This window comes from Pseudomonas sp. NY8896 (assembly GCF_039634505.1).
Genome location: NZ_CP132350.1, coordinates 5,200,964 through 5,227,820, shown reverse-complemented (window position 1 = coordinate 5,227,820; position 26,857 = coordinate 5,200,964). Strand labels below are relative to the sequence as shown.

Annotated in this window: 32 protein-coding genes and 1 tRNA gene; 16 read left to right on the top strand and 17 right to left on the bottom strand. The window is 62.7% G+C overall.

Annotated features, from left to right (window positions below):
- Positions 1-63: 63 nt before the first annotated feature.
- Positions 64-1,218, top strand: a complete 1,155-nt coding sequence (locus tag Q9451_RS23550) for an MFS transporter (RefSeq protein WP_012271085.1) — start codon at positions 64-66, stop codon at positions 1,216-1,218.
- Complete coding sequence (locus tag Q9451_RS23545; protein ID WP_012271086.1) at positions 1,218-1,754, top strand: oxidase; 537 nt, start codon at positions 1,218-1,220, stop codon at positions 1,752-1,754. Before Q9451_RS23550 ends, Q9451_RS23545 begins: the two co-directional genes overlap by 1 nt.
- Before the next feature lie 61 nt (positions 1,755-1,815).
- Here the strand turns inward: Q9451_RS23545 and Q9451_RS23540 are convergent, their stop codons facing one another.
- The gene (locus tag Q9451_RS23540) at positions 1,816-2,088 is read right to left on the bottom strand and encodes a DUF3509 domain-containing protein (protein WP_012271087.1); all 273 of its coding nucleotides are present in this window, start codon (positions 2,086-2,088) and stop codon (positions 1,816-1,818) included.
- A 266-nt stretch (positions 2,089-2,354) separates the two neighbouring features.
- Between Q9451_RS23540 and Q9451_RS23535 the strand changes: the two genes are divergently transcribed.
- Positions 2,355-2,879: an ankyrin repeat domain-containing protein gene (locus Q9451_RS23535; protein ID WP_012271088.1), complete on the top strand. Its 525-nt coding sequence runs from the start codon at positions 2,355-2,357 to the stop codon at positions 2,877-2,879.
- A gap of 60 nt (positions 2,880-2,939) precedes the next feature.
- The gene (locus Q9451_RS23530) at positions 2,940-3,470 is read left to right on the top strand and encodes a hypothetical protein (RefSeq protein ID WP_012271089.1); all 531 of its coding nucleotides are present in this window, start codon (positions 2,940-2,942) and stop codon (positions 3,468-3,470) included.
- A 149-nt stretch (positions 3,471-3,619) separates the two neighbouring features.
- Here the strand turns inward: Q9451_RS23530 and Q9451_RS23525 are convergent, their stop codons facing one another.
- Positions 3,620-4,558 (bottom strand): ZIP family metal transporter, encoded by a 939-nt coding sequence (locus Q9451_RS23525; protein WP_012271090.1) that lies wholly within the window; start codon positions 4,556-4,558, stop codon positions 3,620-3,622.
- A gap of 126 nt (positions 4,559-4,684) precedes the next feature.
- Here Q9451_RS23525 and Q9451_RS23520 point away from each other — a divergent pair, with 126 nt between their 5' ends.
- From Q9451_RS23520 to Q9451_RS23505, 4 genes are all read left to right on the top strand, one after another.
- Positions 4,685-4,876, top strand: a complete 192-nt coding sequence (locus Q9451_RS23520; protein WP_012271091.1) for a PLDc N-terminal domain-containing protein — start codon at positions 4,685-4,687, stop codon at positions 4,874-4,876.
- Positions 4,877-5,041: 165 nt separating this feature from the next.
- A complete protein-coding gene (locus Q9451_RS23515) occupies positions 5,042-7,099 on the top strand; it encodes an LTA synthase family protein (RefSeq protein WP_012271092.1) in 2,058 nt (685 codons plus the stop codon).
- 124 nt (positions 7,100-7,223) lie between these two features.
- Positions 7,224-7,460, top strand: a complete 237-nt coding sequence (locus tag Q9451_RS23510; protein WP_012271093.1) for a hypothetical protein — start codon at positions 7,224-7,226, stop codon at positions 7,458-7,460.
- A gap of 176 nt (positions 7,461-7,636) precedes the next feature.
- Entirely contained in the window at positions 7,637-7,969 is a 333-nt protein-coding gene (locus Q9451_RS23505) for a ribonuclease E inhibitor RraB (protein WP_012271094.1), read from the top strand.
- A 54-nt stretch (positions 7,970-8,023) separates the two neighbouring features.
- On the opposite strand, the gene Q9451_RS23500 is transcribed toward Q9451_RS23505, so the two are convergent.
- Positions 8,024-8,824 (bottom strand): cytochrome c, encoded by an 801-nt coding sequence (locus tag Q9451_RS23500; RefSeq protein WP_012271095.1) that lies wholly within the window; start codon positions 8,822-8,824, stop codon positions 8,024-8,026.
- Between the two features lie 66 nt (positions 8,825-8,890).
- Positions 8,891-9,133 carry a hypothetical protein gene (locus Q9451_RS23495; RefSeq protein WP_141729030.1) on the bottom strand — a complete coding sequence of 81 codons (243 nt, stop codon included), beginning with the start codon at positions 9,131-9,133 and terminating at the stop codon, positions 8,891-8,893.
- 219 nt (positions 9,134-9,352) lie between these two features.
- Between Q9451_RS23495 and Q9451_RS23490 the strand changes: the two genes are divergently transcribed.
- On the top strand, positions 9,353-10,084 hold the full coding sequence (locus tag Q9451_RS23490) for an amidotransferase (RefSeq protein WP_012271096.1): 732 nt from the start codon (positions 9,353-9,355) through the stop codon (positions 10,082-10,084).
- Positions 10,085-10,117: 33 nt separating this feature from the next.
- Here Q9451_RS23490 and Q9451_RS23485 read toward each other — a convergent pair whose 3' ends face one another.
- The 3 genes from Q9451_RS23485 to Q9451_RS23475 form a co-directional block, all read right to left on the bottom strand.
- Entirely contained in the window at positions 10,118-11,089 is a 972-nt protein-coding gene (locus tag Q9451_RS23485) for a magnesium and cobalt transport protein CorA (RefSeq protein ID WP_012271097.1), read from the bottom strand.
- A 68-nt stretch (positions 11,090-11,157) separates the two neighbouring features.
- Complete coding sequence (locus Q9451_RS23480; protein ID WP_012271098.1) at positions 11,158-11,871, bottom strand: 1-acylglycerol-3-phosphate O-acyltransferase; 714 nt, start codon at positions 11,869-11,871, stop codon at positions 11,158-11,160.
- A 111-nt stretch (positions 11,872-11,982) separates the two neighbouring features.
- Positions 11,983-12,672, bottom strand: coding sequence for a crotonase/enoyl-CoA hydratase family protein (locus Q9451_RS23475; RefSeq protein WP_012271099.1), 690 nt, complete (start codon positions 12,670-12,672; stop codon positions 11,983-11,985).
- Between the two features lie 198 nt (positions 12,673-12,870).
- Between Q9451_RS23475 and Q9451_RS23470 the strand changes: the two genes are divergently transcribed.
- Positions 12,871-12,960 (top strand) — tRNA-Ser (locus Q9451_RS23470).
- A gap of 148 nt (positions 12,961-13,108) precedes the next feature.
- Here the strand turns inward: Q9451_RS23470 and Q9451_RS23465 are convergent.
- The 3 genes from Q9451_RS23465 to Q9451_RS23455 all read right to left on the bottom strand — a co-directional run bounded on the left by Q9451_RS23465 (position 13,109) and on the right by Q9451_RS23455 (position 17,010).
- Positions 13,109-15,241, bottom strand: coding sequence for a TonB-dependent siderophore receptor (locus tag Q9451_RS23465; protein WP_012271100.1), 2,133 nt, complete (start codon positions 15,239-15,241; stop codon positions 13,109-13,111).
- A 76-nt stretch (positions 15,242-15,317) separates the two neighbouring features.
- A complete protein-coding gene (locus Q9451_RS23460) occupies positions 15,318-15,698 on the bottom strand; it encodes a hypothetical protein (protein WP_012271101.1) in 381 nt (126 codons plus the stop codon).
- A gap of 124 nt (positions 15,699-15,822) precedes the next feature.
- Complete coding sequence (locus tag Q9451_RS23455) at positions 15,823-17,010, bottom strand: MFS transporter (protein ID WP_012271102.1); 1,188 nt, start codon at positions 17,008-17,010, stop codon at positions 15,823-15,825.
- Between the two features lie 105 nt (positions 17,011-17,115).
- Here Q9451_RS23455 and Q9451_RS23450 point away from each other — a divergent pair, with 105 nt between their 5' ends.
- Positions 17,116-18,000 (top strand): LysR family transcriptional regulator, encoded by an 885-nt coding sequence (locus Q9451_RS23450; RefSeq protein ID WP_012271103.1) that lies wholly within the window; start codon positions 17,116-17,118, stop codon positions 17,998-18,000.
- A gap of 40 nt (positions 18,001-18,040) precedes the next feature.
- On the opposite strand, the gene Q9451_RS23445 is transcribed toward Q9451_RS23450, so the two are convergent.
- Entirely contained in the window at positions 18,041-18,790 is a 750-nt protein-coding gene (locus Q9451_RS23445) for a 3-oxoacyl-ACP reductase family protein (RefSeq protein ID WP_012271104.1), read from the bottom strand.
- Between the two features lie 118 nt (positions 18,791-18,908).
- On the opposite strand from Q9451_RS23445, the gene Q9451_RS23440 reads away from it, so the two are divergent.
- Positions 18,909-19,847: a LysR family transcriptional regulator gene (locus Q9451_RS23440; protein ID WP_012271105.1), complete on the top strand. Its 939-nt coding sequence runs from the start codon at positions 18,909-18,911 to the stop codon at positions 19,845-19,847.
- Positions 19,848-19,918: 71 nt separating this feature from the next.
- Here Q9451_RS23440 and Q9451_RS23435 read toward each other — a convergent pair whose 3' ends face one another.
- Entirely contained in the window at positions 19,919-20,389 is a 471-nt protein-coding gene (locus Q9451_RS23435; RefSeq protein WP_012271106.1) for a GreA/GreB family elongation factor, read from the bottom strand.
- 2 nt (positions 20,390-20,391) lie between these two features.
- Positions 20,392-20,790, bottom strand: coding sequence for a hypothetical protein (locus tag Q9451_RS23430; RefSeq protein ID WP_012271107.1), 399 nt, complete (start codon positions 20,788-20,790; stop codon positions 20,392-20,394).
- 129 nt (positions 20,791-20,919) lie between these two features.
- On the opposite strand from Q9451_RS23430, the gene earP reads away from it, so the two are divergent.
- Together earP and efp are read left to right on the top strand one after the other, a co-directional pair.
- Positions 20,920-22,053, top strand: a complete 1,134-nt coding sequence (gene earP / locus Q9451_RS23425; protein WP_345960792.1) for an elongation factor P maturation arginine rhamnosyltransferase EarP — start codon at positions 20,920-20,922, stop codon at positions 22,051-22,053.
- Between the two features lie 48 nt (positions 22,054-22,101).
- Entirely contained in the window at positions 22,102-22,671 is a 570-nt protein-coding gene (gene efp, locus Q9451_RS23420) for an elongation factor P (protein WP_012271109.1), read from the top strand.
- A 57-nt stretch (positions 22,672-22,728) separates the two neighbouring features.
- Here the strand turns inward: efp and Q9451_RS23415 are convergent, their stop codons facing one another.
- The 3 genes from Q9451_RS23415 to Q9451_RS23405 all read right to left on the bottom strand — a co-directional run bounded on the left by Q9451_RS23415 (position 22,729) and on the right by Q9451_RS23405 (position 24,765).
- The gene (locus tag Q9451_RS23415; RefSeq protein ID WP_012271110.1) at positions 22,729-23,157 is read right to left on the bottom strand and encodes an organic hydroperoxide resistance protein; all 429 of its coding nucleotides are present in this window, start codon (positions 23,155-23,157) and stop codon (positions 22,729-22,731) included.
- Positions 23,158-23,297: 140 nt separating this feature from the next.
- Entirely contained in the window at positions 23,298-23,753 is a 456-nt protein-coding gene (locus Q9451_RS23410; RefSeq protein ID WP_012271111.1) for a MarR family transcriptional regulator, read from the bottom strand.
- A gap of 58 nt (positions 23,754-23,811) precedes the next feature.
- The gene (locus Q9451_RS23405; RefSeq protein ID WP_012271112.1) at positions 23,812-24,765 is read right to left on the bottom strand and encodes a LysR family transcriptional regulator; all 954 of its coding nucleotides are present in this window, start codon (positions 24,763-24,765) and stop codon (positions 23,812-23,814) included.
- A 113-nt stretch (positions 24,766-24,878) separates the two neighbouring features.
- Between Q9451_RS23405 and Q9451_RS23400 the strand changes: the two genes are divergently transcribed.
- A complete protein-coding gene (locus Q9451_RS23400) occupies positions 24,879-25,628 on the top strand; it encodes a sulfite exporter TauE/SafE family protein (RefSeq protein WP_041166652.1) in 750 nt (249 codons plus the stop codon).
- A gap of 31 nt (positions 25,629-25,659) precedes the next feature.
- On the opposite strand, the gene Q9451_RS23395 is transcribed toward Q9451_RS23400, so the two are convergent.
- On the bottom strand, positions 25,660-26,511 hold the full coding sequence (locus Q9451_RS23395) for a LysR substrate-binding domain-containing protein (RefSeq protein ID WP_012271114.1): 852 nt from the start codon (positions 26,509-26,511) through the stop codon (positions 25,660-25,662).
- Between the two features lie 97 nt (positions 26,512-26,608).
- On the opposite strand from Q9451_RS23395, the gene Q9451_RS23390 reads away from it, so the two are divergent.
- Positions 26,609-26,827: a DUF1127 domain-containing protein gene (locus Q9451_RS23390; protein WP_012271115.1), complete on the top strand. Its 219-nt coding sequence runs from the start codon at positions 26,609-26,611 to the stop codon at positions 26,825-26,827.
- Positions 26,828-26,857 lie beyond the last annotated feature (30 nt).

Genomic DNA, 26,857 nt, shown 5'->3' with positions numbered 1-26,857 from the left:
CGGCCTCCTCGCGGCGTCTAACCGCCGCGAAGAGGCCGATGCAGGTCGCCACAAGGCTATCTCATGCAGCCCATCCCCTACTGGCGCTTGTCCAGCTTCTACCTGTTCTACTTCGCCCTGCTAGGCTCCACCGCCCCCTTCCTGGCGCTGTACTTCGACCACCTGGGTTTTTCCCCGGCACGCATCGGCGAGCTGGTGGCCATCCCCATGCTGATGCGCTGCATCGCCCCCAACCTGTGGGGCTGGCTGGGCGACCGTACCGGCCAGCGGTTGTTGATCGTGCGGTTGGGCGCGTTGTCGACACTGGCCACCTTCGCCCTGATCTTCTTCGGCAAAAGCTACGCCTGGCTGGCACTGGTGATGGCCCTGCACGCGTTCTTCTGGCATGCGGTGCTGCCGCAGTTCGAAGTCATCACCCTGGCCCACCTGCACGGGCAAACGTCGCGCTACAGCCAGGTGCGCCTGTGGGGCTCGATTGGCTTCATTCTCACGGTAGTTGGCCTGGGCCGCTTGTTCGAATGGCTGAGCCTGGATATCTACCCGGTGGCGCTGGTCACGATCATGGCTGGCATCGTCGCCGCCAGCCTGTGGGTACCCAATGCCCAGCCGCTGGAGCAGGGCGAGCGCAGCGGCGCGGGTGGCTTCCTGCAGCAGTTGCGTGCCCCGGGGGTGATGGCGTTCTACGCCTGCGTGGCGTTGATGCAGCTCAGCCACGGGCCGTATTACACGTTCCTTACCCTGCACCTGGAGCACCTGGGCTACACGCGCGGTGCCATTGGCCTGTTGTGGGCGCTGGGGGTAGTGGCCGAGGTGCTGATGTTCATGGTCATGAGCCGCCTGTTCGCCCGTTTCAGCGTGCAGCGGGTGTTGCTGGCCAGCTTCCTGCTGGCGGCCATACGCTGGTTGTTGCTGGGCAATCTGGCAGGTGAGCCGGCCGTGCTGATATTCGCCCAGTTGCTGCATGCGGCCACTTTCGGCTGCTTCCATGCCGCCAGCATTGCCTTTGTGCAGGCCAGCTTCGGCGCCCGTCAGCAGGGCCAGGGCCAGGCGCTGTACGCGGCGCTGTCGGGTACCGGCGGTGCGCTGGGGGCGTTGTACTCAGGCTACAGCTGGAAGCTGTTGGGCCCCACCTTCACCTTTGGTATGGCCAGTGCCGCAGCCTTGGCCGCAGCCGTTATCATTGCCCTTCGTTCGCAATCGACCAGGACCCGCCCCTGATGAGTATTCTCAGCGTTTTCCACCCCGACAGCCCGGCACTGCCGAACAAGGTGCTGACTCACCACGATGACATCGCTGCCACATTGGCCGAGCACGGAGTGCGCTTTGCCCATGCCGAGCATGGCCTGCGGGTGCGCCCCGGTACGGCCCAGGATGAGGTGCTGGGCGCTTGCCGTGTATACCTGGACCAGTTGATGACGGGGCATGGCAGCAAGGCGTTCGTGCTGTTGAACCGTGACGGTGAGGACCCGGTACAGGTCGATGTGCGCGATGAGCATGTGCATGACGCCGACGAGGTGTTTGCCGTGGTCGGAGGGCGTGCGCAGGTGGGCCTGCGGTTGGGCGGCTGGGTGTATTCGGTGCTGTGCGAGAAAGGTGACCAGCTTGTGATACCGGCGGGGACGCGCCGCTGGGTTGAGCTGGGCGACACGCCGTTTTGCCTGGCGTTGCGCTTGTACGGCAGCGAGCAGGGCGTGCAGGCGCGGTTCACCGGGGATGTGGCTGCACGGGCGTTTTTGGGGATTGACGAACTGTAGTGGCCCTACCGACCTCTTTGCGGGCAAGCCCGCGAAGAGGCCATGTCAGGCAGTTTCAAATTCAACGGTAGGTCGGCAAGGCAAACCGCTGTTGGCTCTGCAGCATGGTAATCACCGGCAACTCACTGGCCTGCTCGGCCAAGTCGCGACGGATGGCACTGATCGCCCAGGACAGCTGTTCGGCACTGTGCAGTTGCCCATAGGTCAGCACCCGGCGGGTAACCTTGCCATCCGCCGCGCGCAGGGTAAGCAGCACACCGCCATCGGGGCGGGCTTGGGTATTCACCTGATAGGCCGAAAATACCGAAACGAACTTTTGCTGGATGAGGTCCATATCAACTCCTGGCTGTTGTAGGGCAGACGTGAGTTGATGGTTGCAGTGACCGTGCCAGAACGCTGATTAGCGAAAAGCCCAGTAAATACAGGCTCTTACGGGTTATTTACGGAAGCGGCATCGTGCAGGCTGCATGGTCGTGCATTTTGCACAGTGCATTTTGCACGGATCGGGATTTGCCTATCGGCCCTATAGAATCTGAACCTTTGACCGCAATGGCATGCCTGACGAAAACTTGGGCAATCAAATATGCCAGGAGGTTCCCGATGTCCAGCCAAACCGCACCCGCCACCATGAACGATGACGAAGCCGCTGCATTCGCCGAGCAGGTGTTCGAACGTGCCCGTCAGGGCGACGCCGACATGCTCGGGCGCCTGCTTGCCAGTGGCCTGCCGCCCAACCTGCGCAACCACAAGGGCGACACCCTGCTGATGCTGGCCAGTTACCATGGCCAGCATGACGCGGTGCGCGTGTTGCTGGCGCAAGGTGCCGACCCATTGATTGCCAACGACAACGGCCAACTGCCTATTGCCGGTGCAGCGTTCAAGGGGGATCTGGCGATGATTCGCCTGTTGCTTGAGCACGGTGTGCCAGTGGATGCCGCCGCGCAGGATGGGCGTACCGCGCTGATGTTGGCAGCCATGTTCAACCGCAGCGAAATCATCGACTACTTGTTGGCCCAGGGCGCCGACCCGGCGCGCCAGGATGCACGCGGCGCCACGGCGCTGATGGCGGCCCAGACCATGGGCGCGGTGGACGCCGCCGCACGCCTGCAAGCGCTGGCCGGCTAACCGCCTGGGGGCATTTGCGGCTATCCTTGGCGACTTTTCACCCGTCGCAGGCCCCCTTTCATGAAAACTCAGTTGCTCGAATTCATCAGCCTCATTGGCGCCGGCTGCATGCGCGAGGCAGACATCGAGCGCATCGCCGCCGAGGCCGCCGAGGCCTACGCCGACCCTGTCGCCTTCCTGGCCGCCAACCCTGATATCAATTACGACGACAGCTTCCCGATCCCGCTGGGCGAATGGGTGGTGCTGGGCAGCCTGCCGGACACCGTGGTGTTCCAGGCCGACAGCTATCAGGACCTGTTCCAGCAGATCAGCGATTCGTTCGACAACAGCGTGCCGTTTACCCTCAAGCCCAAGCAGCTGGCCCGTACCGAGCCACTGACCGCGCTCAATCGCATCCAGGTGCAGATGGGCGCGCTGAACAAGGAGGCCGGTGGTTATGTGCTGCTGAACTTCAGCCAACTGCTGGACGACGAACTGCAGATGGTGATGGTGGGGCAGAACGACCTGGCGCGGGTGCTGGAGCTGGGAGCAGAGCTGGGCATCAAGGTCGAGCCGGCCTTGGAAGCCCTGAAAGTCGCCGTACACATCTAAAGCCTGGCGCGGTTCCTTGTAGGAGCGGCCTTGTGTCGCGAAAGGGCCGCGAAGCGGCCCCGGCATTTTATGCGGCGAAGCTGAAAATGCTGGGGCCGCTTCGCGCCCCATCGCGACGCAAGGCCGCTCCTACAGGCCGGTGTTTAGCCTCAGCCTAATGCGGTATCCAGGAACATCATCACCGCAAACCCACCCATCAACCCCAGGGTCGCTGCTGTCTGGTGCCCGTTGCGGTGGGTTTCGGGAATCACCTCGTGGCTTACCACAAAGATCATGGCCCCCGCCGCCAGCCCCATGCTGATGGGGTAGGCGAGGGCAAAGCCGGTCGAGATCCCCAGCCCGATCACCGCCCCCAGCGGCTCCATCAGCCCCGACCCTATCGCCACCAGCGCGGCCTTCAGGTTCGACAGGCCCGTGGCACGCAAGGCCAACGCCACGGCCAGCCCCTCGGGGATGTCCTGGATGGCAATGGCGCTGGTCAGCGGCAGGCCGATGTTCATATCGCCGTTGGCAAAGCTCACGCCAATCGCCATGCCTTCAGGCAGGTTATGCAGGGTAATCGCCAGCACGAACAACCAGACTCGGCTGATGCGCTCGGCTTCGGGGCCGCACGGGCCGGTGCTTTCGTGTTCATGTGGGGTGAAACGGTCCAGGCCCAGCATCAGCAGCACCCCCAGGCCCATGCCCAACACGACGGTAAACGCCGCAGCCGGGCCGTTGCCGGTGATCTCGCGGGCAGCGTCCAGGCCCGGCAGAATCAACGAAAACGAGCTGGCGGCCAGCATCATGCCGGCGGCAAAGCCCAGCATCACGTCCTGGGTACGCGCGCTGACATCGCGCAGCACCACCGCCAGCACCGCGCCCAGCGCGGTGGCGCCAAAACCGGACAGCCCGCCCAGTACGGCCAGGTGCAGGTTGTCGGCATGGTCGCCGTTCACTGCGTTCCAGAAGCTGGCGGCCAGCAGCACGCACACGGCCAGCAGGCTCAGCCCCAGGCCGGCGCTGAGCCAAGGGGTACTGGTAACCTGCTGGCGCCAGGCGTGCAGCAGTGAGGAGGGAGCGGCGCTTTGGCTATGGGCGGGGGGCATGCGAACCTCGAATCAATGAATACTAGCAGTCTACTCAGGGACCTGCGCCAATCGCCAAGGATTCCCTTCTATTGGCGCGATAGCTGACTATGCTGTGCAGCAAAGCCTCTGGACAGGAGTTTAGGCATGGGGTCTACATTCAACAGCCTGGTCGGGCTGATCATTCTGGCGCTGGACATCTGGGCCATCCTCAATGTGATCAAGAGTGGCAGCGAGGTGGGCATCAAGGTGTTGTGGATACTGCTCATTGCCCTGCTGCCGGTGGTAGGGCTGGTGATCTGGGCGATTGCCGGGCCGCGGGGGAATGTGCGGATCTGAGCCATGTGAGTTGCTCGCTGCGGGTGCGGTGAAACAGACATAAGCGGTAATGGGGCCGTGACAAAATTTTCACATTGGTTTAAACAGAATCCGCACCCGCACAATGCTGCGTTGGTCTAGCGCCACCGCCTCTTCGCAAACCGCAATCCTAGGACCTTCCCATTCATGGCTAACACGGACGCCTTGAAGCAACAGGGCGCGCGAACGTCGCTTTCGCCGACCCTGAAATCCCACCTGGCCTACACGCTGCTCAGCGGCCTGGTGATCATGCTGATGCTCAGCCTCGTGCGCCTGGCGCTGCTGGTCTACAACAGCGACATGATCGGCGAGACCCCTTATTCGACCGTCGCCGAAGGCTTCGTCAACGGCTTGCGCTTCGACCTGCGGGTGGTGGTGTACATCAGCATTCCGCTGCTGCTGGCCATCCTCAGCCCTTGGGCCATGGCGCGGCGCGGCGTGTTCCGTTTCTGGCTGACCCTCGCCTCGAGCGTGGTGATGTTCCTCGGCCTGATGGAAATGGACTTCTACCGCGAGTTCCACCAGCGCCTGAACGGCCTGGTGTTCCAGTACATCAAGGAAGACCCGAAAACCGTCATGAGCATGCTCTGGTACGGTTTCCCGGTGGTGCGCTACCTGCTGGCCTGGGCCTTCGGCACTTGGCTGCTGAGCCTGCTGTTCAAAGGTATCGACCGAGCGACCCGTGGCGATGGCCTGCAGCGCGTGGCGCCGTGGTACAAGCGCGTGGCGGTGTTCATGGTGATTTTGCTGGTGGCCGTGGTCGCTGCCCGTGGCACCCTGCGCCAGGGCCCACCGATGCGCTGGGGGGATGCCTTCACCACCGACTCCAACTTCGTCAACCAGCTGGGCCTGAACGGCACCCTGACCCTGATCGACGCTGCCAAGAGCCGCTTCGGCGAGGACCGCGCCAATATCTGGAAGCCGGTGCTGGAGCAGAACGTGGCCACGCAAAGCGTGCGCGAGCAACTGCTGACCGCCAACGACACCTTGGTCGATGCCGACGAGGCAGCCATCCGCCGCGACTTCGTGCCGCCGGCTGAGCGCACCCTGCCGATCAAGAATGTGGTGGTGATCCTGATGGAAAGCTTCGCCGGCCACTCGGTAGGCGCGCTGGGCAGCCCCAACAACATTACCCCGTACTTCGACAAGCTGGCCAAAGAGGGCCTGCTGTTCGACCGCTTCTTCTCCAATGGCACCCATACCCACCAGGGCATGTTCGCCACCATGGCCTGCTTCCCCAACCTGCCAGGTTTCGAATACCTGATGCAGACCCCGGAAGGCGGCCACAAGCTGTCTGGCCTGCCGGCCTTGCTCAGCGCCCGTGATTACGACGACGTGTACGTCTACAACGGCGACTTTGCCTGGGACAACCAGTCCGGTTTCTTCGGTAACCAGGGCATGACCACCTTCATCGGCCGTAACGACTTCGTGAACCCGGTGTTCTCCGACCCGACCTGGGGTGTGTCTGACCAGGACATGTTCGACCGCGGCAACGAGGAGCTGGCCAAGCACGACGGCAAGAAGCCGATCTACGCGCTGCTGCAGACGCTGTCCAACCACACGCCCTATGCGCTGCCCAAAGACCTGCCGGTAGAGAAGGTGACTGGCCAGGGCCGCCTGGACGAGCACTTGACCGCCATGCGCTATTCGGACTGGGCGCTGGGCCAGTTCTTCGAGAAGGCGCGTAAAGAGCCTTACTTCAAGGACACCCTGTTCGTCATCGTCGGCGACCATGGCTTTGGCAACCACCAGCAGGTCACCGAGCTGGACCTTGGCCGGTTCAACGTACCGCTGCTGCTGATTGCCCCGGGCATTCAGGAGAAGTTTGGTGCGGTCAACCACACGGTGGGTACCCAGGTCGACATTGTGCCGACCATCATGGGCCGCCTGGGCGGCCAGACCCGTCATCAGTGCTGGGGCCGTGACCTGCTCAACCTGCCTGAGGGCGACCAGGGCGTTGGCATGATCAAACCGTCTGGCAGCGAACAGATCGTCGGCCTGGTGCAGGGCGACCGCATCCTGATCGAGTCCAAGGACATGTCCCCGCGCATGTACCGCTACCAGCTGGGCAGCGAGTTCAAGGCCGAGTTGATCGAAAGCCCAGACCAGCCGGAAATGCTCAAGAAGCTGGAAGCGTATATCCAGACCGCGACCAAGAGCCTGCTGGATAACACCGCCGGTGTCGTGCACGGCACACCTAAGTAAGGCCGTAAACCGGGCCGCTATGCGGCCCATTCGCGGTTAAAGCGGACTGAACATTCCTTCAGCCCCAAGGTCACTTATTCAGGCATCACCCAACTGGTGTTCTTGAATTGAGAGGGCTCGTTCAATGAAAGAGTGGGAAGTCATCTTTGCCGATCAGAAAGGCGAACCGTCCACCATGACGCTGCGGGCCGAGCACTGTCCCAGCGAAGAGGACGCCGCGCGGGCCATTCGTTCGTACCTGTTTCCGGTGATGGACGAGCTGGACCTCAACGACTTCCAGGACCGCACCATTTCCCCGACCGCCCGCTGGCTCAAGGAGCATAGCGGCGTGACCATCACCAGCATCCACGAAGCGCTCTGAGCCACACGTTTGCGTGGTGCTCTTGCAGGCACTACGCTGGTGGAAGGTGCTTGCCTGATCTGTGGGTGGGCACTGCATCAATTCGCGTCTTGCATCAGCTCGAACTGCCCGGCCGCTGCCGGCAGGTGCGTAGTGCACGGAAAGTCTATCCATTGCTTTATTCAGGAGGACGATTCATGAGCAGCCAGAACGACGATATCAGCAGCAACGTCCTGCGCCAGATGAAAGCAGGCGGTTTCGACTTCACCCAGGTCCACCCCATCGAGTTCTACGCCGTTTTCCCGGATGAAACAGGGGCCCGCCGTGCGGCTGGGCAGTTTCGCGGGGAATCGCTCAATGCCCAGGTGAAGGAACTGGGTGACGGTGCCTGGCACCTGGAACTGAGCAAGGTCATGTACGCCACCCATGGTGGGATCGGTGACTTCGAAGAGGCATTCGAGCAGCTGGTGACACCTTATGGGGGAGAGGTGGAAGGTTGGGGCGTCAAGCAAGAGCGGCCCATTGCCTGAACGTATTGTGTTGCCTTCTTCGCGGGCTTGCCTGCGAAGAAGCACGCACCGCCTTCAGGGCCTGCGCCCAGCCATATGCCCCAAATAGGCCAACAGCGCATCCAACTCCTGCTCGCTCAAAACACTCTCGGCAAACCCAGGCATTTTCGCCTGCGGCCACCGTCGCAGGCTCTGCGGGTCACGTATCAACTTGCGTAGATAGGCGGGTTGAAAATACTCGGTCGGGTTGTGCGGCACATTCAAATCCGGCCCCACCTGCGCGTCCCCCGCGCCGTTCAGCCGGTGGCATGCCAGGCAGTTCTGCTGAAACAACGCAAAGCCCTGACGCACAGGGTTGTCGGCTGGCAGCTTCGGGTCGGGCAGCAATGCGGGAAAACGCTGTTCCACCGGGGCCAGTTTGCGCAGAGTGGACACCTGAAACGGCCACTGTTCCGGCCGGATGCCGCTGGCCTCTGGTGCAGTCCACACCAGGTAGAACGGCCCCGCGCTTGGCTTGCCCTGGCCCAGTGGCGGCCACGGCTTGCCGGGGTCCTCCACGGCCAGCCAGGCCCGTGCCGGCCCTTGCTGCAGCAGTGGCGCAGCGGGCATCTCGGCGGCAAATCCATCCAGCGCCACGGCCTGCAGGTGATCGCTTGCGATCACGCCCTCCAACAGCGTGGCCAGCGGCACTGCCCGGTAGCGCATAGGGCGTTTATAGGAAACATCCTGCTCAATGCTGATATCCCGGGTTTGCGGGTGGTCAAGCAGTTCGGCGCTGCTCCACTGGCGCGTATTGACGCCCAGTTCAAGGTGCAGTTGCGCCGCCGACAGTGGCAGGCTCAGGAGCAACGCTAACAGGGCAAGGCAGTGGCGCATGGGCAATCTCCGACCATCGAGGTCAGCAGGTTACCTGTGCGCTGGCCATTGCCGCCACCGCTGCACTCAGCCGAACAAACGTGTGAGGTTCGGCAGGATCAGCAGCAAAGTCGTGGCGAAGAGAATAAGCCCAGCTTGGCGAAGTTTCGATTGTCTGAACATGGCGGACCGCCTTCTTGTTGTTATTCCTGAATACCCGTTGGCTTCCTTGTCGCGTTTCGGGTCGATCGCAGTAGCGTTGTGTGGCGCCTGAACTGCTTGCCTCTTGAACGTGGATATACAACCAACAGTAGGGTGTGCGTCATCCATGTTTGAGAACCCTTTGTTCTAATGGCCAGATTCAATGATTTCGTTTTGCTATGAGGCCATGTGCCAGCTGGCTGGCATGCTCTGGCTAGACGGTGGCGCAAGTGCCAGCGGCGCACCGACGAAATGTGACCGTTCGTCAGTGCAGCCTACTTGCTTGTACGTGCCTTTCGCGTCAGTCTCTACAGCAGATTCCCACCCATGTCGTTCAGGACTACCCCTATGTCGTTACGCGTCTGCATCCTTGAAACCGATGTCCTGCGACCGGAGTTGACCGCGCAGTATCAGGGCTACGGCAGGATGTTCGAGCAGCTCTTCTCGCGTCAGCCGATCGCCGCCGAATTCCGTGTGTATAACGTGATGAACGGCGACTACCCCGCCGACAACGAAGTGTTCGATGCCTACCTTGTGACGGGCAGCAAAGCCGATTCGTTCGGAACCGACCCGTGGATCCAAACCCTCAAGGCCTACCTGCTCAAGTTGTACGAGCGCGGTGAGAAGCTGCTGGGTGTGTGTTTTGGCCATCAGTTGCTGGCCTTGACCCTGGGTGGCAAGGCCGAGCGGGCCGAGAAAGGCTGGGGCGTGGGCATCCATCGCTACTCGCTGGCGGCGCATGCGCCGTGGATGGACCCGGAGGTGTCGGAGCTGACCTTGCTGATCAGCCACCAGGACCAGGTGACCGAGCTGCCGGAAGGCGCGACGGTGATTGCCTCAAGCGATTTCTGCCCGAACGCGGCGTACCACATTCGCGACCAGGTGCTGTGCTTCCAGGGCCACCCGGAATTCGTGCATGACTACTCCCGCGCGCTGCTCGATGCGCGCCAGGACTACCTGGGGGACGAGGTGTACCACAAGGCTGTGGCCAGCCTGGCCACCGAGCACCAGGGCGACCTGGTGGGGGAGTGGATGCTGCGCTTTATCCAGCAGTCGGCGAGCAAAGATACCGCTGCATGATGGCAAAGGGGCCGCGACGCGGCCCCGACAATTTCAAAGCCAGCCCGACTTCTTGAAACTGGCATACAACCCCGTGCACCCCGCCGCTATCACCCCTAGCACCGCAAAGTACCCATAGTGCCAGCTCAGCTCCGGCATATTCTGGAAGTTCATTCCGTAAACCCCGGCAATGGCCGTGGGGAACGCCAGGATCGCTGCCCAGGCTGCGAACTTGCGCTGCACGATGCTCTGCCGTGACGACTCCAGCAGCATGCCGATCTCGATGGTCTGGCTGGCGATGTCGCGGATGCCGGCCAGGTCTTCCATCTGCCGCGTCACATGGATCTGCACATCACGGAAGTACGGGCGCATGTTCTTGTCGATGAATGGGAAGTTCAGCCGCTGCAGTTCTTCGCTCACTTCCACCATCGGTGCCACGTAGCGGCGCAGGCGCAGGATATCGCGGCGCAGGCTGTGCAGGCGACGGATGTCATCCTCCTGCAGCGAACCACCCAGCACGCTTTGCTCCAGCTCTTCGATCTCGCCATGAATGGCCTCGCTGACCGGCTGGTAGTTCTCGGTCACGAAGTCGAGCAGGGCATACAGCACGAAGTCTTCGCCGTGCTCCAGCAGCAATGGCCGCGCCTCGCAGCGCTGGCGAACCATGGCGTAGGATTTGGAGTGGCCGTTGCGGCAGGTGATGATATAGCCGTTGCCAGCGAAGATATGGGTTTCGATGAACTCCAGCTTGCCCTCGTGGCGCACTGGCGAATAGGTGACGATGAACAGCGCGTCGCCGAAGGTTTCAAGCTTGGGCCGGCTGTGCTTTTCCAGGGCATCTTCGATGGCCAGTTCGTGCAGGTTGAACTGGCACTGCAAGTTGGCCAGTTCCTCGGCGTTGGGCTCTTCCAGGCCGATCCACACGAAATGCCCCGGCTTGCGGGCCCACTCGCTGCCTTCGTCGATGCTGATGTTGGTGACCTTTCTGCCGGCGCTGTACACCGCCGATGCCACGACTCGCCCCATGGTTGTCCGCTTATTCCGGTTGAACACGGGTACAGCTTGGTCTGTACCCGGCTCAAGAGCAACCCGGATCAGGCCAGCTCGTTTTCCATGCGGTCAATGCACTGCTGCATCTGCCCCCGACACTGCTCGATCAGTTGCGGCAGGTCCTGCAGGGTCATGCCCGCCGTGGCAATCGGTGGCAGCGAGCGCACGATCACCGTGCGTGGGTGCCAGCTGTTCAGGCTCAGGCGCCCGGCATAGCGGCTGACGCATACCGGCACGATCGGCACACCGGCCTCGATGGCCATGTGAAACGCGCCTTTCTTGAACGCCAGCAAACGCTCACCGGCATTGCGGGTGCCTTCGGGGAAAATCCAGATCGAGGTGTCGTTCTGCAGAACACGGGTGGTTTTCTGCATGGCCTTGCGTGCCTGGTAGGCATTCTTGCGGTCTATCAGCACGTTGCCGCCCAGCCAGAACAGCTGGCCGAACAGCGGGATCCAGCCCAGGCTTTTCTTGCCGATGGCCACGGTGCGTTGCGGCACCACCTGGCCCAGTACGAACAGGTCGAAGTTGGACTGGTGGTTGGCAACGATCACACAGCCGGGCGGTTGGTCCCACAGCGGGCCGACCTCGGCCTTGACCTTGATGCGCATCAGCCAGGTGGCCGGCAAGCTGTAGAGGTGGGCGAACAGGCGGCTGTTGTCGGGGTTGAACGGGCGGCACAGGCCAATGAGCAGGCCCACGGCGCCAACGGCAAGAAAATGCAGCGCCAGCAAAAGCATGCGCAATGAATAAAGCATGGTACGGCTCACACCAGACAGTCGCCGGGGAGTGTACGGATGTGCACTGGCTGGGGCAAACCTTGGCGTAGGCCCCTTTCGCGGGTTTACCCGCGAAAGGGGCCGGTGCGGTCAGCCCATATGGTGCTGGTCCAGCTCGATTGCCTTGTCCAGCGCCTCCAGCAGCCCTTTGCGCACTTTCAGCTTGGTGTTCTTGTGCGCCAGCATGTTCAGCTTCTTCAGTTCCCGCGCGGCGGCCAACGCCGCGTCCTGCAACTGCTCGGCCGGCACGACCTTGTCGAGGAAGCCGGCATCCACCGCACCCTGTGGGTCAAACACTTCGGCATTGATCACCGAGCGGTGGAAGGCCGAGCGGCGCAGGCGGTCGCGAGCCAGTTCAATGCCAGCATGGTGCATGGTCATGCCGATCTGCACTTCGTTCAGGCACACCTTGTACGGGCCTTCCACGCCAATGCGGTAGTCGGCTGACAGCAGCAGGAAGGCACCTTTGGCCACGGCATTGCCTGGGCAGGCGACCACGACTGGGAACGGGTGCGACAGCAAGCGGCGGGCCAGGGTGGAGCCGGCAGTGACCAGGCCGATGGCCTCTTTCGGCCCGCTGGTCATCACCTTGAGGTCGTAACCGCCCGACAGAATGCCCGGCTGCCCGGTGATGATCACCACCGCACGCTCTTCGGTGGCGCGGTCCAGCGCTGCGTTGAAGGCAGTGATGACGTCCGGCGAGATGGCGTTGACCTTGCCGTTGTTCAGGGTCAGGGTGGCGATGCCGTCTTCGGCGTGGTAGGTAATCAGCTCGCTCATGGCAGAGTCCTTTTGTTGGCGTGGCGACGACGTTACCCAGCGCCAGAGGCCAGGTAAAGCAGCAAGGCTGACTGGTCGGTCAGCGTTCACCGCGCCTCAAATGCAAATACATGAAAAATTTGAAAAAAGTGCTTGCCAAAGGGAATGTCTTTCACTAAATTAGCGCACCTCGACGGGCCGCACGGCTTGAAGAGAAACGGTGAAGTGTCCGAGTGGTCGAAGGAGCACGCCTGGAAAGTGTGTATACGAGAAATCGTATCAAGGGTTCAAATCCCTTCTTCACCGCCACATTCTACGAAGAGCCCCCGCGCTGAAAAGCTCGGGGGCTTTTTGTTTTCAGGGCCATTAGGGCTGCTGCGCAGCCCATCGCGACACAAGGCCGCTCCCACAGGGATCGCGTCAATTTCAGAGTGGGCCGCAAAGCAGCCCCAAAAGCTTAGAAACTGACCGAAGCCGAAAGCCGGGCGGTACGTGGCGCGCCCTGGAACAGGTAGTTATCCCCCAGATAATCCCCCACATCGCGCCAATAGCGCTTGTCGAACAGGTTATCCACGGTCAACCGCAGCACCGTGTCATACCCACCAATACGGGTACGGTAGCGGCTGCCGAGATCGAACACGGTATACCCGCCAACCTCCACATTCCCCGCCTGGCTCGCGTACTTGCTGGCGCTGTACCGCGCCCCGCCCAACAGCGCCAGCCCCGGAACCGGCAGCGAATATTCCGCGTGCATCGCTGCTCGGAATTTTGGCACGTTGATCGCCTGGTGCCCTTCATAAGCCTCGGTACCGCTGTTCTGCACCCGTGCGCGAATGGCGGCTGCGCTGGCCTGCAACTGCAAGTTCGAGGTCACCCAGCCGCTGGCGCCCAGTTCCAGGCCGGTGTTTTTTTGCTGGCCTTGCTGCACGTAAGTGAAGTGGCCGGCACCGTCAGGGCGCGCGTACTGGTAAGCCTGGCGGATCTGGAACAGCGCGGCACTGAAACTCAGGCCCTGCCAGTCGTGCTTGAGGCCCAGTTCCAGCTGGTGGGAGGTTGTCGGCGCAAGGTTCTCGAACGTGTTCTCGGCGAACCAGGGGGCAGTACCGCCCGCTGACAGGCCTTTGGCGTAGCTGGCATATACCGTGGTATTGGGCTGCGGTTTGAAGATGATCGCGGCGTTGGGCAGCAGCTCGTATTGACGGGTGTGGCGCCCGGCAAGGCCGTTTTCGTCCCAGGTCTTTTCATCCAGGCGCACTTCTCGGGCGCCCAGCACAGTCTGCCATTGTTCGTTGAAGCTGATCCGGTCGCTGATGAACAGGCCGTACTGGCGGCTATCGAGGCGGCGCTCGCTAGACTTGATGGGATTGTCGGAGGGGTCAAAGGCGGGCGCACCGGTATGGATGTTGCCTGTGCCGACCCATTCCATATAGCTGGGCCGCTGATCCAGTGTGCGCCGCTGCGCGCTGGCACCCATGGTCAACTCATGCCCCACACCCAGCGCATCGAACCGCCCGTTGAGCATGGCCTGCGCCTCGTCGGTGCGGCGGGTGTCGTCGGGGCTGCGGAAGTCGTAGATGTCATAGTCACCATTACTGCCGAAAAACGCGCCTTCGCTCGAGCCCCAGGCAAACGCGCTGTAGTCGTCGATCACCACCTTGCTGCGCGAGGCGCTCAAGGTGCCGGTCCAGGCCTCGTCGAAACGGTACTCGAAGCGCCCAGCAAGGTTCAGCGAGTCGCTTTGCACAGGCTTTGCCCAGTGCTGGTAGGCCAGGCGATCATCCGGGTCGATGCCATGGGGCACTTCAGTGCCGCCGAGCAGTTGGTAACCCGGCACCGAGCGTTGTTCGCGGTGCTGGTACTCGGCATCCAGCTGCAGGGTGGCATCTGGGTTGATCTGCCAGTCGAATGCCAACGAAGCGAAGTCGCGCTTGCCGTCGGCGTGGTCGACGTAGGAGCGGATATCTTCGTGGGCCAGGTTGGCGCGCAGGCCGAACTGCTTTTCGCTGCCGAACCAACCGCCCAGGTCGGTGGCCAGGTAGCGTTCGCCTTGTTCGTTGGTAGACACCGTAAGGCTGCGTACCTCTTCGGCGCGCTTGGTCACATAGTTGATCAGGCCGCCCGGTTCTGAAACGCCGCTCTGCAGCCCGGACAGGCCCTTGAGCAGCTCCACCTGTTGCTTGTTCTCCAGGGCCACGTTCTGCTCGCCAGCGATGGTCTGGCCATTGATGCGATAGCTGCTGGCGGCATTCAGTTCGAAGCCGCGTACATTGAAGTTCTCGTAGTAGCCGATGGGCGCATAGCTTTCGCCGACCGAGGCGTCGCTTTGCAGCACCTCGCTGAGCATGCGCACCTGGCGGTCTTCCAGCAGTGGCTGGCTGAACACGCTGACAGAGGCCGGTGTATCGAGCAACGGCGCAGGCTGGAAGCCGCTCACAGCGGCCTGGCGTGCCTGGTAGCCGTCATTGGCGTAGGTGTCGGAGACCTGCAGTGGGGCCAGCACCACGCTGTCTTCGGCAAGCACATTTTGGCACTGCAGGGCCAGGCCCAGGCTGAGCAGGCTCAGGGGCAGGCGGGGGTGACGCGAGGGCATGCGGGGGCTCCGACCATGAAAAAGGCGGCATCTTAACAGCCGCCTTCAACAGAGAACGATCGGGGCCCCGCGAAATTCAACCTGTACCGGTCGGCCGCTTGTGCTGCCGCCAGTTGTCATCGATTTTCGACCAGGTCTTGCCATCGGTGATGGCCAAGAGCTTTCGCCCATCCTTGAAGGTGGCCAGGAAGGTCGCTTCCTCTTCCTTGCCACCCAGCCACAGCCCGGCCAGCAGCCCCACTGGCCCTGCCACCAGGGCGCCGGCCACGCCCCAGCCCAAGGCGCTGCCCAGGCTGCGGCTCGGTTCCAGGCTGGCCAGCCGCAAGTCGCTGATGCGGGCCAGGGAAATCCGCTCGCCGGGGGAGGGGCTGCGCGGAGTCTTGAGTGTGAGCGATCCGTTGCGATACTCGCCTTCACCTTGCAAGAAATCGCCGGATTGCACCGTGAGTCTTGTCATAAAGTCGTCCTGTCAGGGAAAGGGCATTTTCCAGCGCCTACTGAGCGCTGCCCAGGCAGGCAAGTCAACGGCCATGCGACGGAGGGTCGTGCGGTGCTTTGTCGCCATGGCTGATTGAAACGTTTCATGCCAGTGGCAGGGTTTTCTTGCGCTTGCGCTCGGCCAGCCCCCACGCCAACAACGCCAGCCCGCCAATGACCAACCCTGCGACCACAATGCCCATCCAGCCTTGGCGCTGGAACAACTGTGTACCCAGTAACGACCCCAGTGCCCCGCCAATGAAGTAGCAGGTGATGTACCCGGCATTGAGCCGCGTGCGCGCTTCGGGCCGCAGGGCGATCACCGCATTTTGGTTGCTCACGTGCACCAGTTGCACCGCCAGGTCGAGCATCAGCACGCCCAGCAGCAAGGCCAGCAACGACTGCTCGGCGAAGCCCAGCGGCAGCCACGCCAGCAGCAATACCACCAGGCCGACGGTGGTGCCCAGCGAGCCCTTGCCACGGTCGGCCAGGCGCCCGGCCCAATTGGCCGACAACGCACCCGCTGCGCCGGCCAGGCCGAACAGGCCGATAACCGCATCTGAATAATGGTAGGGGCCTTTAGCCAGCAAAAATGCCAGCGGTGTCCAGAACAGCGCGAACAGGCTGAACGACAGCAGGCCGAGCAACGAGCGCAGGCGCAGTACCGGCTCTTCAAGAAACAGGCGGAACACCGAGCCGATCAGCGCCGGGTACTTCAGCCCGGCATGGCTGTGGTGTTGCGGCAGGCTGCGGTACAGCGCCACGGCGGTGATCGCCATCAGCACGGCGGCCAGCACGTAGATGCTGCGCCAGCCGCCCAACTCGGCCATGAAGCCGGCAGCGGTACGCGCCAGCAGAATACCCAGCAGCAGGCCGCTCATCAGCGTGCCGACCGCGCGCCCTCGCTGATGCGGCTCGCTCAGGGTCGCGGCCATCGGCACGAGGATCTGCGCCACCACCGAGAACAGCCCGGTCAGCGCTGTGCCAAGGATCAGCCAGGGCAGGCTTGGCGCACAGGCGCTGATGACCAGGCCCAGGGTGGAAATAACGGTCATCACGGTGATCAGCCGGCGCTGCTCGAACAGGTCGCCCAGCGGTGCCAGCAGCAACAGGCCGGCGCCATAGCTGAGCTGCGCGGCAATCACGATGCTGCCGGCGCTGGCGGTGCTCAAGCCAAACTGCTGGGCGATGCTGTGCAGCAGCGGTTGGGCGTAGTAGTTGCTGGCCACGGCCAGGCCGGTGGCAGTAGCCATCAGCAGGATCAGGGCGCGGCTGAGAGTGGGGGTGTGCATGCGGTTCTCGTGGCGGGCAGTTGTGTTGGGGTGATTATCAGGAAGTGTCTGTCATGACACCAATGTATAGTTTTCAACTTATCAATCTTGAAATCAGATAGATCGATGAACCTCAAGCAGCTCGAATACGCCCTTGCCGTGGCCGACACCGGCAGTTTTACTCGCGCCGCCGAGCGCTGCCATGTGGTGCAGTCCGCTCTCAGCCATCAGGTGGCGCGGCTGGAGGCTCAGCTGGGCGTGAGCCTGTTCGAGCGTAGTTCGCGGCGGGTACGCCTGACGCCGGCAGGTGAGGCCTTTGTGCTCAGTGCCCGACCGGCGGTGGAAGCGGCTGGGCGCATTGCCGATGACGTGGCGGCGGCCTGCGGCCAGGTACGCGGGCGGTTGGCGATTGGCGAAATCAGCTCGCTCACCGCGCTGGACCTGGTCGACCTGTTGGCGGTGTTCCACGACCGTTACCCGGACGTGGATGTACGCTGGCTGACGGCCAAGAGTGAATTGCTGATCGCCGATGTGCTCGAGCGGCGCCTGGACGTGGGCTTCATAGGCCTGTGGCAGGGCGAGGTGGTGCAGGGCGTGCAGCATCGTTTGCTGGCCAGGGAGGAACTGGTGGCGTTGTTGCCGTTGCGGCATTGGCTGGCGGGCAGGGGGCAGCTGGCGCTGGCTGACCTGGCGGGCGAAGTGCTGGTGGACTTCCCTGAAGGCACCGGAGCGCGACGGCAGACCGATGAGGCGTTTCAGGCGGCGGGGTTGCAGCGTCGGGTGCAGTTCGAGATCGGTCATGTGCGCCTGGTGGAGAAGTTCGTGCAGCGGGGCATGGCGGTGGGTTTGGTGCCGGAGCGCGTGGCCCAGGGCTTTGAAGGTGTGGCGCTGGCGCGGGTGGTGGATGCGCCGGTGCGGCACCTGTATGCCGTGTGGTCCTGCAGCCCGACGCCTGCTGCTCGGGCTTTTCTGGAGGTGATGGAACAGCGTCTGGGTGCTGGGAATGGTTGAACCTGTTCCGGTGTTCTCGCCGGAACAGGCAAACCTTCAATCAGGCTGCAAACCCACCGTCCACCGTCAGGCTGGCCCCGGTGATGTACCCGGCTTCAGGCCCCGCCAGGTAAGCCACGAAGCTGGCAATTTCCTCTGGCTCGCCATACCGGCCGATCGCCATCAACGGGATCAGGCTCTCGGCAAACTCGCCGCTGGCCGGGTTCATGTCGGTGTCCACTGGCCCCGGTTGTACGTTGTTCACGGTAATGCCCTGCGGCCCGAGGTCACGCGCCATGCCGCGGGTCAGGCCAACCAGCGCAGACTTGCTCATGGCGTACGGCGCACCGCCGGCAAACGGCATGCGCTCGGCATTGGTGCTGCCAATGTTGATGATGCGCCCACCCTGGCCCATGTAGCGTGCGGCGGCCTGGCTGGCGACGAACACACTGCGTACGTTCACCGCCAGCATGCGGTCGAAGTCGGCCAGGTCGAATTCGGCCAGCGGGGCCACCGCCAGCACGCCGGCGTTGTTGACCAGGATATCCAGCCTGCCGAAGGCCTTCACGGCGTCATCCACTGCCAGTTGCACGGCCGCTGCATCGGCGCTGTCGGCCCGCAGGGCCAGGGCTTTGCCACCGTTTTCGCTGATTTCGCGGGCCAGTTCTTCTGCCGGGCCGGCAGAGCTGACATAGGTGAAGGCCACGTGCGCGCCTTCGCGGGCCAGGCGCCGTACGATGGCCGCACCAATACCGCGGGAACCGCCCTGAACCAGGGCCACTTTGCCTTCGAGTGAAAGTTGCTTGGACATGCTGATCTCCTGCTGGAAGCCAGGCCGAAATGCCTTGGATGGGCAAAGTATCGGCGCTTGATTACCTGCTGATAAGATGGCAATCACTATCAGCAGAGTAAACCTTGGGTTGCTAATCATGGCCGTGGAATCGTTCAACGCGTTGGAATGCTTCATCCGCAGTGCCGAAGTCGGCAGTTTTGCCGAGGCGGCCAGGCGCCTGAGCATTACCCCGGCTGCTGTGGGCAAGCATGTTGCCCAATTGGAAGCGCGTCTGGGTGTGCGGTTGTTCCAGCGTAGTACCCGCAAGCTGACCTTGACTGAAGCAGGGCAGCGTTTTCTTGGCGAGGTCAGCGACAGCTTCCGCACTATCCAGTACGCCGTGGCCAACCTGGCCAGCGCCGAAGGCCAGCCGGCCGGGTTGCTGCGGGTGAGCATGGGCACGGTGTTCGGGCGTTTGTACGTGCTGCCGTTGCTGAGCGAATTCTTGCGCCGCTACCCGGCGATTACCCCGGATTGGCATTTCGACAACCGCCAGGTCGACCTGATTGGCCAAGGCTTCGATGCCGCGATTGGCGGTGGTTTCGAACTGCCGCCAGGCGTGGTGGCGCGCAAGCTGACCCCGGCGCACCGGGTGCTGGTGGCGGCACCGGCCTATCTGCAGCAGCACGCGCCAATCGACGACCCGCAGGTGCTGCACCGCCATGAGGGTATTCTGATTCGTTCACCGCAGACCGGGCGGGTGCGCTCATGGCCGCTGACCAGTCGCTGGCAGGCGCAGCAGCCACTGCAATTGCGCCAGGCGATGACCATGAGCGATTCGGACGCGGCTTGCGCGGTGGCCGAGCAGGGGCTGGGTATTGCCCTGGTGAGCTTGCCGTTTGCCGTGCCGTACCTTCAGGCAGGCCGGCTGCGGCGGGTGTTGCCGGACTGGTACGTGGATGATGGGCATATCAGCCTGTATTTCGCCGAGCACAAGCTGATGCCGGGCAAGACCCGGGCGTTCATCGATTTTGTCGTGGAGCAGTTTGCCGAGCAGGGGTTGGCGGTGCGGTTCGATGCTTTGCAGGCCCTTTGACGTTGCAGCACTTTTCCTGGGTTGATGCGCTCGTGCAATGACCGCGTTAGGCCAGGCGCGAAGGGGCCGGGTCAGGCAACATCAACAATGAACAATAACTGCTGGCCCAGATTCACCTCGTCATCGATCTTCTTGCCCATCAACTGCTGCCCCAACGGCGAGCGTGGGGTAATGACTGTCACCAGCCCATCCCCCTCGCCAATTTTCAACCCAGCGGCTTCTGGCCCGAGCAATAGCCGGCGTTGCCCACCAAGCTCATCCTCCAGCGTCACCAGGTTGCTCACCTGCACCCCGCGCGCCGGGTCGTAGTCACGCAGTAGCAGTTGCTGGTAAATCAACAGCGCCTGGCGGATTTCCCCGCTGCGGCGGGCCTGGCCGGTGGCCAGGTACGAGGCCTCCAGGCCCAGGGTGTCGTATTTGTTCTCGGCAATGTTCTCCTCGGCGGTGGCGGCCTCGTAGGCGGTTTGCGCTGCGCGGGTCAGCACATCCAGGTCGTGCTCGAGGGTGGCGACGATCAGCGCCAGCAGGTGGGGCTTGTTCATGGTCAGTAACAGAACTCCAGCACGTTGGCCTGGCTTTTGTCGGTGGGGGCGGTACGGTTCTGCTGCAGCCAGAACTGGCACTTGGGGCTGTTCAGGTTGCGCGGGTTGCCCTGGGCGGCGTCGGCGGCCTGTTGCAGTTCCTGCTTGTGCAGGATGTCCTTGTAGCGCTCGAACACTTCGGCCTGGGTATCCTGGGCCGCAGCCGGCGCAGGTGGTGCGGCGGGGCGGTACGCGTTGGGTGCTGCAGCCTGGGCCAGAGGTTGTACCTGCTGTGGCCACCATTGCTGGGCCAGCCACAGGCTCACGGCAATGGCCACGGCGCCCAGCCACAGGCCCAAGGCAACGCACAGGATCAACTGCAACGGCTTGAGGGTGATTTTCAGTTCACGGTGGCGGGGCATGGCAGCCTCCTGGCAAGGTGGTCGGGGTGCATTGTCGCATGCGCATGGGCATTTTTCCGCGCAGGTGCTTTTGTCGGCGACAATTTATGCGCAGAATTCGCGGTTTTTGCATCAGCACGGGAGGGGCGCATGAACGCCACCTGGGACATCTTCTGCAGCGTCGTCGACAACTACGGCGACATCGGCGTGACCTGGCGCCTGGCCCGGCAGTTGGTGGCCGAGCATGGCATGGCCGTGCGCCTGTGGGTGGATGACCTCAACGCCTTCGCGCCCATGTGCCCCGGTGCCGATGCCACCGCTGCGCAGCAGTGGCAGCACGGTGTGGATGTACGCCACTGGCCGGCGCAGTGGTTGCCGGTGGTGCCGGCCGATGTGGTGATCGGCGCGTTCGCCTGCCAGCTACCGGCGGCTTATGTCGAAGCCATGCGTGCCCGCCCGCTGCCGCCGCTGTGGCTGAACCTTGAGTACCTTAGCGCCGAGGATTGGGTGGAGGGTTGCCATGGCTTGCCTTCACCGCAGGCCAACGGCCTGCGCAAGGTGTTTTTCTTCCCGGGGTTTACCGAAAGAACCGGTGGCTTGCTGCGCGAGGGCTCGCTGCTGGCGCGGCGTGACGCGTTCCAGCAGTCCGCCGATGCGCGCCAAACCTTCCTGCAAGGGCTTGGCGTAAACCCTGTGCCGGGGGCGTTGCTGGTCTCGCTGTTCGCCTACGAAAACCCACAGTTGGCCAGCTGGCTCGATGCCCTGGCTACAGGTGCGCAACCGTGTCACCTGCTGGTGCCGCAAGGGCGCATCGTCGCAGGGCTCAGCCAGTGGCTTGGCGAGGCGCAACTGCAGGTGGGCGATGTGCGCACGCGTGGGGCGCTGACCGTACAGGTGCTGCCTTTCGTCAGCCAGGACGACTTCGACAGGCTGTTGTGGAGTTGCGACTTCAACGCCGTGCGCGGTGAGGACTCGTTCGTGCGTGCGCAGTGGGCGGGGCAGCCGATGCTGTGGCACATCTATGTGCAGGACGAGAATGCCCATTGGGAAAAGCTCGAAGCGTTTCTGGCGCATTATCGCCGTGGCTTGTCAGGCGATGCCGATGCCGCCTTGCTTGGCCTGTGGCGCGCCTGGAACATGGATTTCGACATGGGCCAGGCCTGGCAGGCGGCCCGCCAGCATTGGCCAGAACTGCAGCAACATGCCCGGCGTTGGGTGGTGAGACAGGCCGCTCAGCCGGACCTTGCCACAGCGCTAGTACACTTTTACCGAAGTTCGCTATGATACGCGGCCTCGATTTTTATAAATCCATCCAGATTCGGATACTTCGTAATGAAAACTGGTAAAGAACTGAAACCCGGTACCGTCCTGCGGATCGACAACGACCCGTGGCTGGTTCAAAAAGCTGAGTTCACCAAGTCGGGCCGTAACAGCGCGATCATGAAGACCAAGCTGAAGAACCTGCTGACCGGCTACAAGACCGAAACCGTATACGGTGCGGACGACAAGCTGGACGACGTGATCCTGGATCGCAAAGAAGCGACCCTGTCGTTCATCAGCGGTGACTCGTACACCTTCATGGACACCACCGACTACACCATGTACGAACTGAACGCCGAAGACATCGACGCCGTTCTGCCGTACATCGAAGAAGGCATGGAAGACATCTGCGAAGCCGTGTTCTTCGAAGGCCGCCTGGTATCGGTTGAACTGCCGACCACCATCAGCCGTCAGGTTGTCTACACCGAGAACGCTGCTCGCGGCGACACCTCGGGCAAGGTCATGAAGCCTGCCAAACTGAAGAACGGCACCGAGATCCAGGTTGCCGACTTCATCCAGATCGACGAGTGGATCGACATCGACACTCGCGACAACAGCTTCAAAGGCCGTTCCAAGAAGTAATTCTTCTTGCGAGACGCAAAAAACCCGGCCTTGGCCGGGTTTTTTTATGCCTGGGCCTTACACCGTCACATGCAGGCGTACATCCACATTACCGCGGGTGGCATTGGAGTACGGGCAGACCTTGTGCGCTTTCTCCACCAGCCCTTCGGCATCCGCCTGGGCCAGGCCCGGCAGGTTGATGTGCAGGTCGATGTCCAGGCCGAAACCGCCCGGGATCTGCCCGATACCCACCTTGGCGGTGATCGAGGCATCTGCCGGCAGGGCTTTCTTCTCTTGCCCGGCCACGAATTTCAGGGCGCCGATGAAGCATGCCGAATATCCGGCGGCGAACATCTGTTCAGGGTTGGTGCCGTCACCGCCAGCGCCGCCCAGTTCCTTGGGGGTGCTCAGGCTGACGACCAGCTTGCCGTCGCTGGACTTGGATTTGCCGTCGCGCCCACCGGTGGAGGTAGCTTCTGCGATGTACAGCGGAGTGACCTTTTGCATCTTGAGCCTCGCTAATGTGCTGTGCGCTCCTGTTTGCAGGAGGGCGCGGGTTGGTGTGGGATTTAAGTTAGCGCGCAATTAGTTAGTGCGCAAGATAAATCGTCACCGCTCATCCGAACGGCCACAGCACAGCATAGTCCTCAGAGGTTTTTCTGCAGGCTCTCACGCAGGTCCAGCAGGTCCGCCTGCAGTTGCTGCAATTGCTCCAGGCTGCGCCCGCTGGCCTTGAGGATGCACTGCGGGACCTGTTTGGCCTGCTGTTGCAGGGCGCGGCCCTTGTCGGTCAGATGCACCATCACCACCCGTTCATCCTCGCGGCTGCGATTGCGCTGCAACAGGCCTTCGCTTTCCAGGCGCTTGAGCAGCGGGGTCAGCGACCCTGGGTCGGTCAGCAGATGCTGGCTGATTTCGCCCACGGTCAGGCCGTCACGCTCCCACAACACGAGCATGGCCAGGTATTGCGGGTAGGTCAGGCCCAGCGCCTGCAGCAGCGGTTTGTAGACCTTGGTCATCAGCAACGAGGTGGAGTGCAGGGCGAAGCAGACCTGGTTGTCCAGCAGCAGCTCGTCACAGGATGCGTGGGTGTCGGCGTTCATGCAGGTCCTTCAAGGTAATCAATGGGAAATTCTGGCACGCTGATCATTAGTGCGCGCATTACTCGCGCAGTTCACTGCGTAAAGCCAGGTCCCAGGGTGGAATCGGGCTGAAGCGGCTCTTGAGGAATTCGAGCAGCAAACGGCTGCGAGAGTTCGTTTCGTGTTCCAGGCGTAGCGCGTAAATACCACTGCTCTCGGCTTCCGGCAGGCCGCCCTCGCAAAACAACGGGATCAACTCGCCGCGCAGCAGGTATTCGCTGATGAGCCAGGTGGGCAGGTGGGCTATGCCTAAGCCGGCGAGGGCGCCGAACAACAGGGTTTCGGCGTTGTTGGCGGCCATGCGCATGCGTGCGGGGCGGTACAGGCGGGTTTGCCCGGCCACGCTGAAGCGCCAGGCAAACGGCGGCGCCAGGCCGTCCCAGTCCAGCCCGTCATGCCCTGGCAGTTCGCTGGGGCAGGTGGGTATGCCGCGGCTGGCCAGGTAGGCGGGGCTGGCACAGGCGATACGCACCATGTAGGCCAGCGGCGTGGCGACCAGGCGGGTGTCGGCCAAGGGGCCGGCGCGCAGTACCAGGTCGACCTCGCCCAGGTGGCTGCCATGCAGGTCGACGAAGCTGTCGATCAGGCGCAGTTGCACGTCCAGGCCTGGGTAGGCCACCAGGAAGTCGGCAATCGCCGGGGCCAGGTGGCGGCGGCCGAACGCGGCGGGGGCGTCAATGCGGATCAGCCCTTCGGGGGCGTTGCTCAGCGACACCGCTTCGGCTCGGGCCAGGCGCAGTTCCTCGATGATGCGCCTGGCCCGCTCGGCAAATGCATTGCCGGCAGGAGTGGCCCGCACGGCGTGGGTGCTACGAGTGAACAGGCGGCTGCCGACGGCACTTTCAAGGTTGTCGATGCGCCGGGCTACCGCAGAAGGCGTCAGCGGGTGGCGACGAGCGGCGGCAGAAAAGCTGCCGGTTTCCAGCACATCGAGGAACAGGCTCAGTTGGTCGGTCAGGGTATCGGGGCTCATGGCTGCCTTGCTTTTGCGAAAAGCGCACAGCCATTGTGCGCTGCTGTGCGTTTCCCCGCCAGCGCACAGTCGTTAGCATGCTGGCATTATTGGCACTGGCGGGCGAGGCCCTGATGATCGAGTGGTTGTTGTATATCGTACTGGGTGCAGCCCTGGGCACCATGGGTGGCTTGTTCGGCATTGGCGGCGGGTTGATTGCGATTCCGGCACTTGGCGTGCTGTTTGGCCTGGACCAGCAGCTGGCACAGGGGACGGCGCTGGTGATGGTGGTGCCGAACGTGCTGCTGGCGCTGTGGCGTTATCACCAGCGCAACCGCATCGAGTTGCGCCATGCCGTGCCGCTGTCGGCGTGCAGCTTCTTGTTCGCGTGGCTGGGGTCGATCTGGGCGGTTGGGCTGGATGCGCATTCCATGCGCCTGGGCTTTGTCGGCTTTCTGGTGGCGCTGGCGGTGTGGAACGTGGCGCGGATGTTCATGAAGGTGTCGCCGCCCAGTGCCGAACTGCGTTATGCCTGGCCATGGCTGGGCGTGCTGGGCAGCTTTGCCGGCACCATGGGCGGCTTGTTCGGCGTGGGCGGGGCGGTAGTGGCCACGCCGATCCTGACCAGTGTGTTCGGTACCACCCAGGTGGTGGCGCAAGGGCTGTCGCTAGCACTTGCCGCGCCGAGTACCTTGGTGACTTTGGTGACCTATGGCGTGCACCACAGCGTTGACTGGGGAGTGGGGATCCCGTTGGCGGTGGGTGGCTTGCTCAGTATCAGTTGGGGGGTGAAGTTGGCCCATGCGCTGCCGGAGAAGGTATTGCGGGCGATGTTCTGTGTGTTTCTGGTTGTGTGTGCGGTGATGCTGGGGTTTGAGCTTTGAGATTTTGCGGCCCATTCGCAGCAGCCCCAAATTACTTGAACCCTTCGACGATATAGTCCGCCATGCAATCGGTAATAGGCGAAGGGTGCTGAGTACCGCGCACCAGCATCACATTGGCCACTGGCAGCTGCGGTAGCCCATCCTGTTCACCCAGTATGCGAATGTTTCCGCCAATCAGGCTTTGCAACTGCGCCGTCACGGCCAAGCCGGCCGTGACTATGGCAAAGATCGCCGCCAAGCTGGGGCTTGTGTAGGCAATGCGGTAATCAATGCCCTGGGCTTCCAGGGCATTGCAGGTCCAGGCCCGGCAGAAACAATCAGTGTTGAACAGCGCCACCGGCATCGGCCGCTGTTCCTGTGGGCAAAAGCCTTCGGCGGCAGCCCACACCAGGCGTTCCTGACGCAGCAGTTGGCCAACCTCGTTGCCCGGCTCGCGGGTGACGATGGTCAGGTCCAGGTCCTGGCGCAGCATCAGCTGCTTGGAGGAGTCGCAGTGCACCTCCACCTGCACCAGCGGGTAGGCCTGGGCAAAGCTCGAAAGTATGGTCGGCAGGAAACGCATGGCGTAGTCGTCTGGTGTGCCGATGCGCACCAGCCCGACCATGTGCGGCATGCGCAGGGTGTTGAACACTTCGCCGTGCAGCTTGAGGATGCGCCGGGCATAGCCCAGTAGCACCTGGCCTTCGGCGGTCAGCCTTACCTGGCGGCCATCGCGCTCGAACAGTTGGCGCTGCAGGATGTCTTCTTCCAGGCGTTTCATCTGCATGCTTACCGCCGACTGGGTGCGGTTGACCACCTCACCGGCGCGGGTGAAGCCGCCTTGCTCGGCGATGGCGACGAAGGTGCGCAGCACGTCCGCATCGAGGCTCTGGTACTGGGACATTGCATCAATCTCCGAGATGCATCGCATCAGAAACATTCGTTGGATTGATCTTAAGCCCGGCGTGAAACTGAGGCCATCCAACACGGAGGGCTTCACGATGAAAGGTCATGTCAGCAGCATCCAGCAACCTGCCTTTTCCCTGAACCACCTGTGGCATGCGGCCCTGCAGCGCCCGGCGCGCTGGCTGCAGCTGTACCGCCAGCGGCAGGAACTGGCCCGCCTCAGTGATGCAACCTTGCATGACCTGGGGTTGAGCCGGGCGGATATCCAACAAGAGGCCGAGCGGCATTTCTGGGATGATCCGCTGCGTAAATAGGCTAAGTTTGTCGTTGGGCTTACCGGCCTC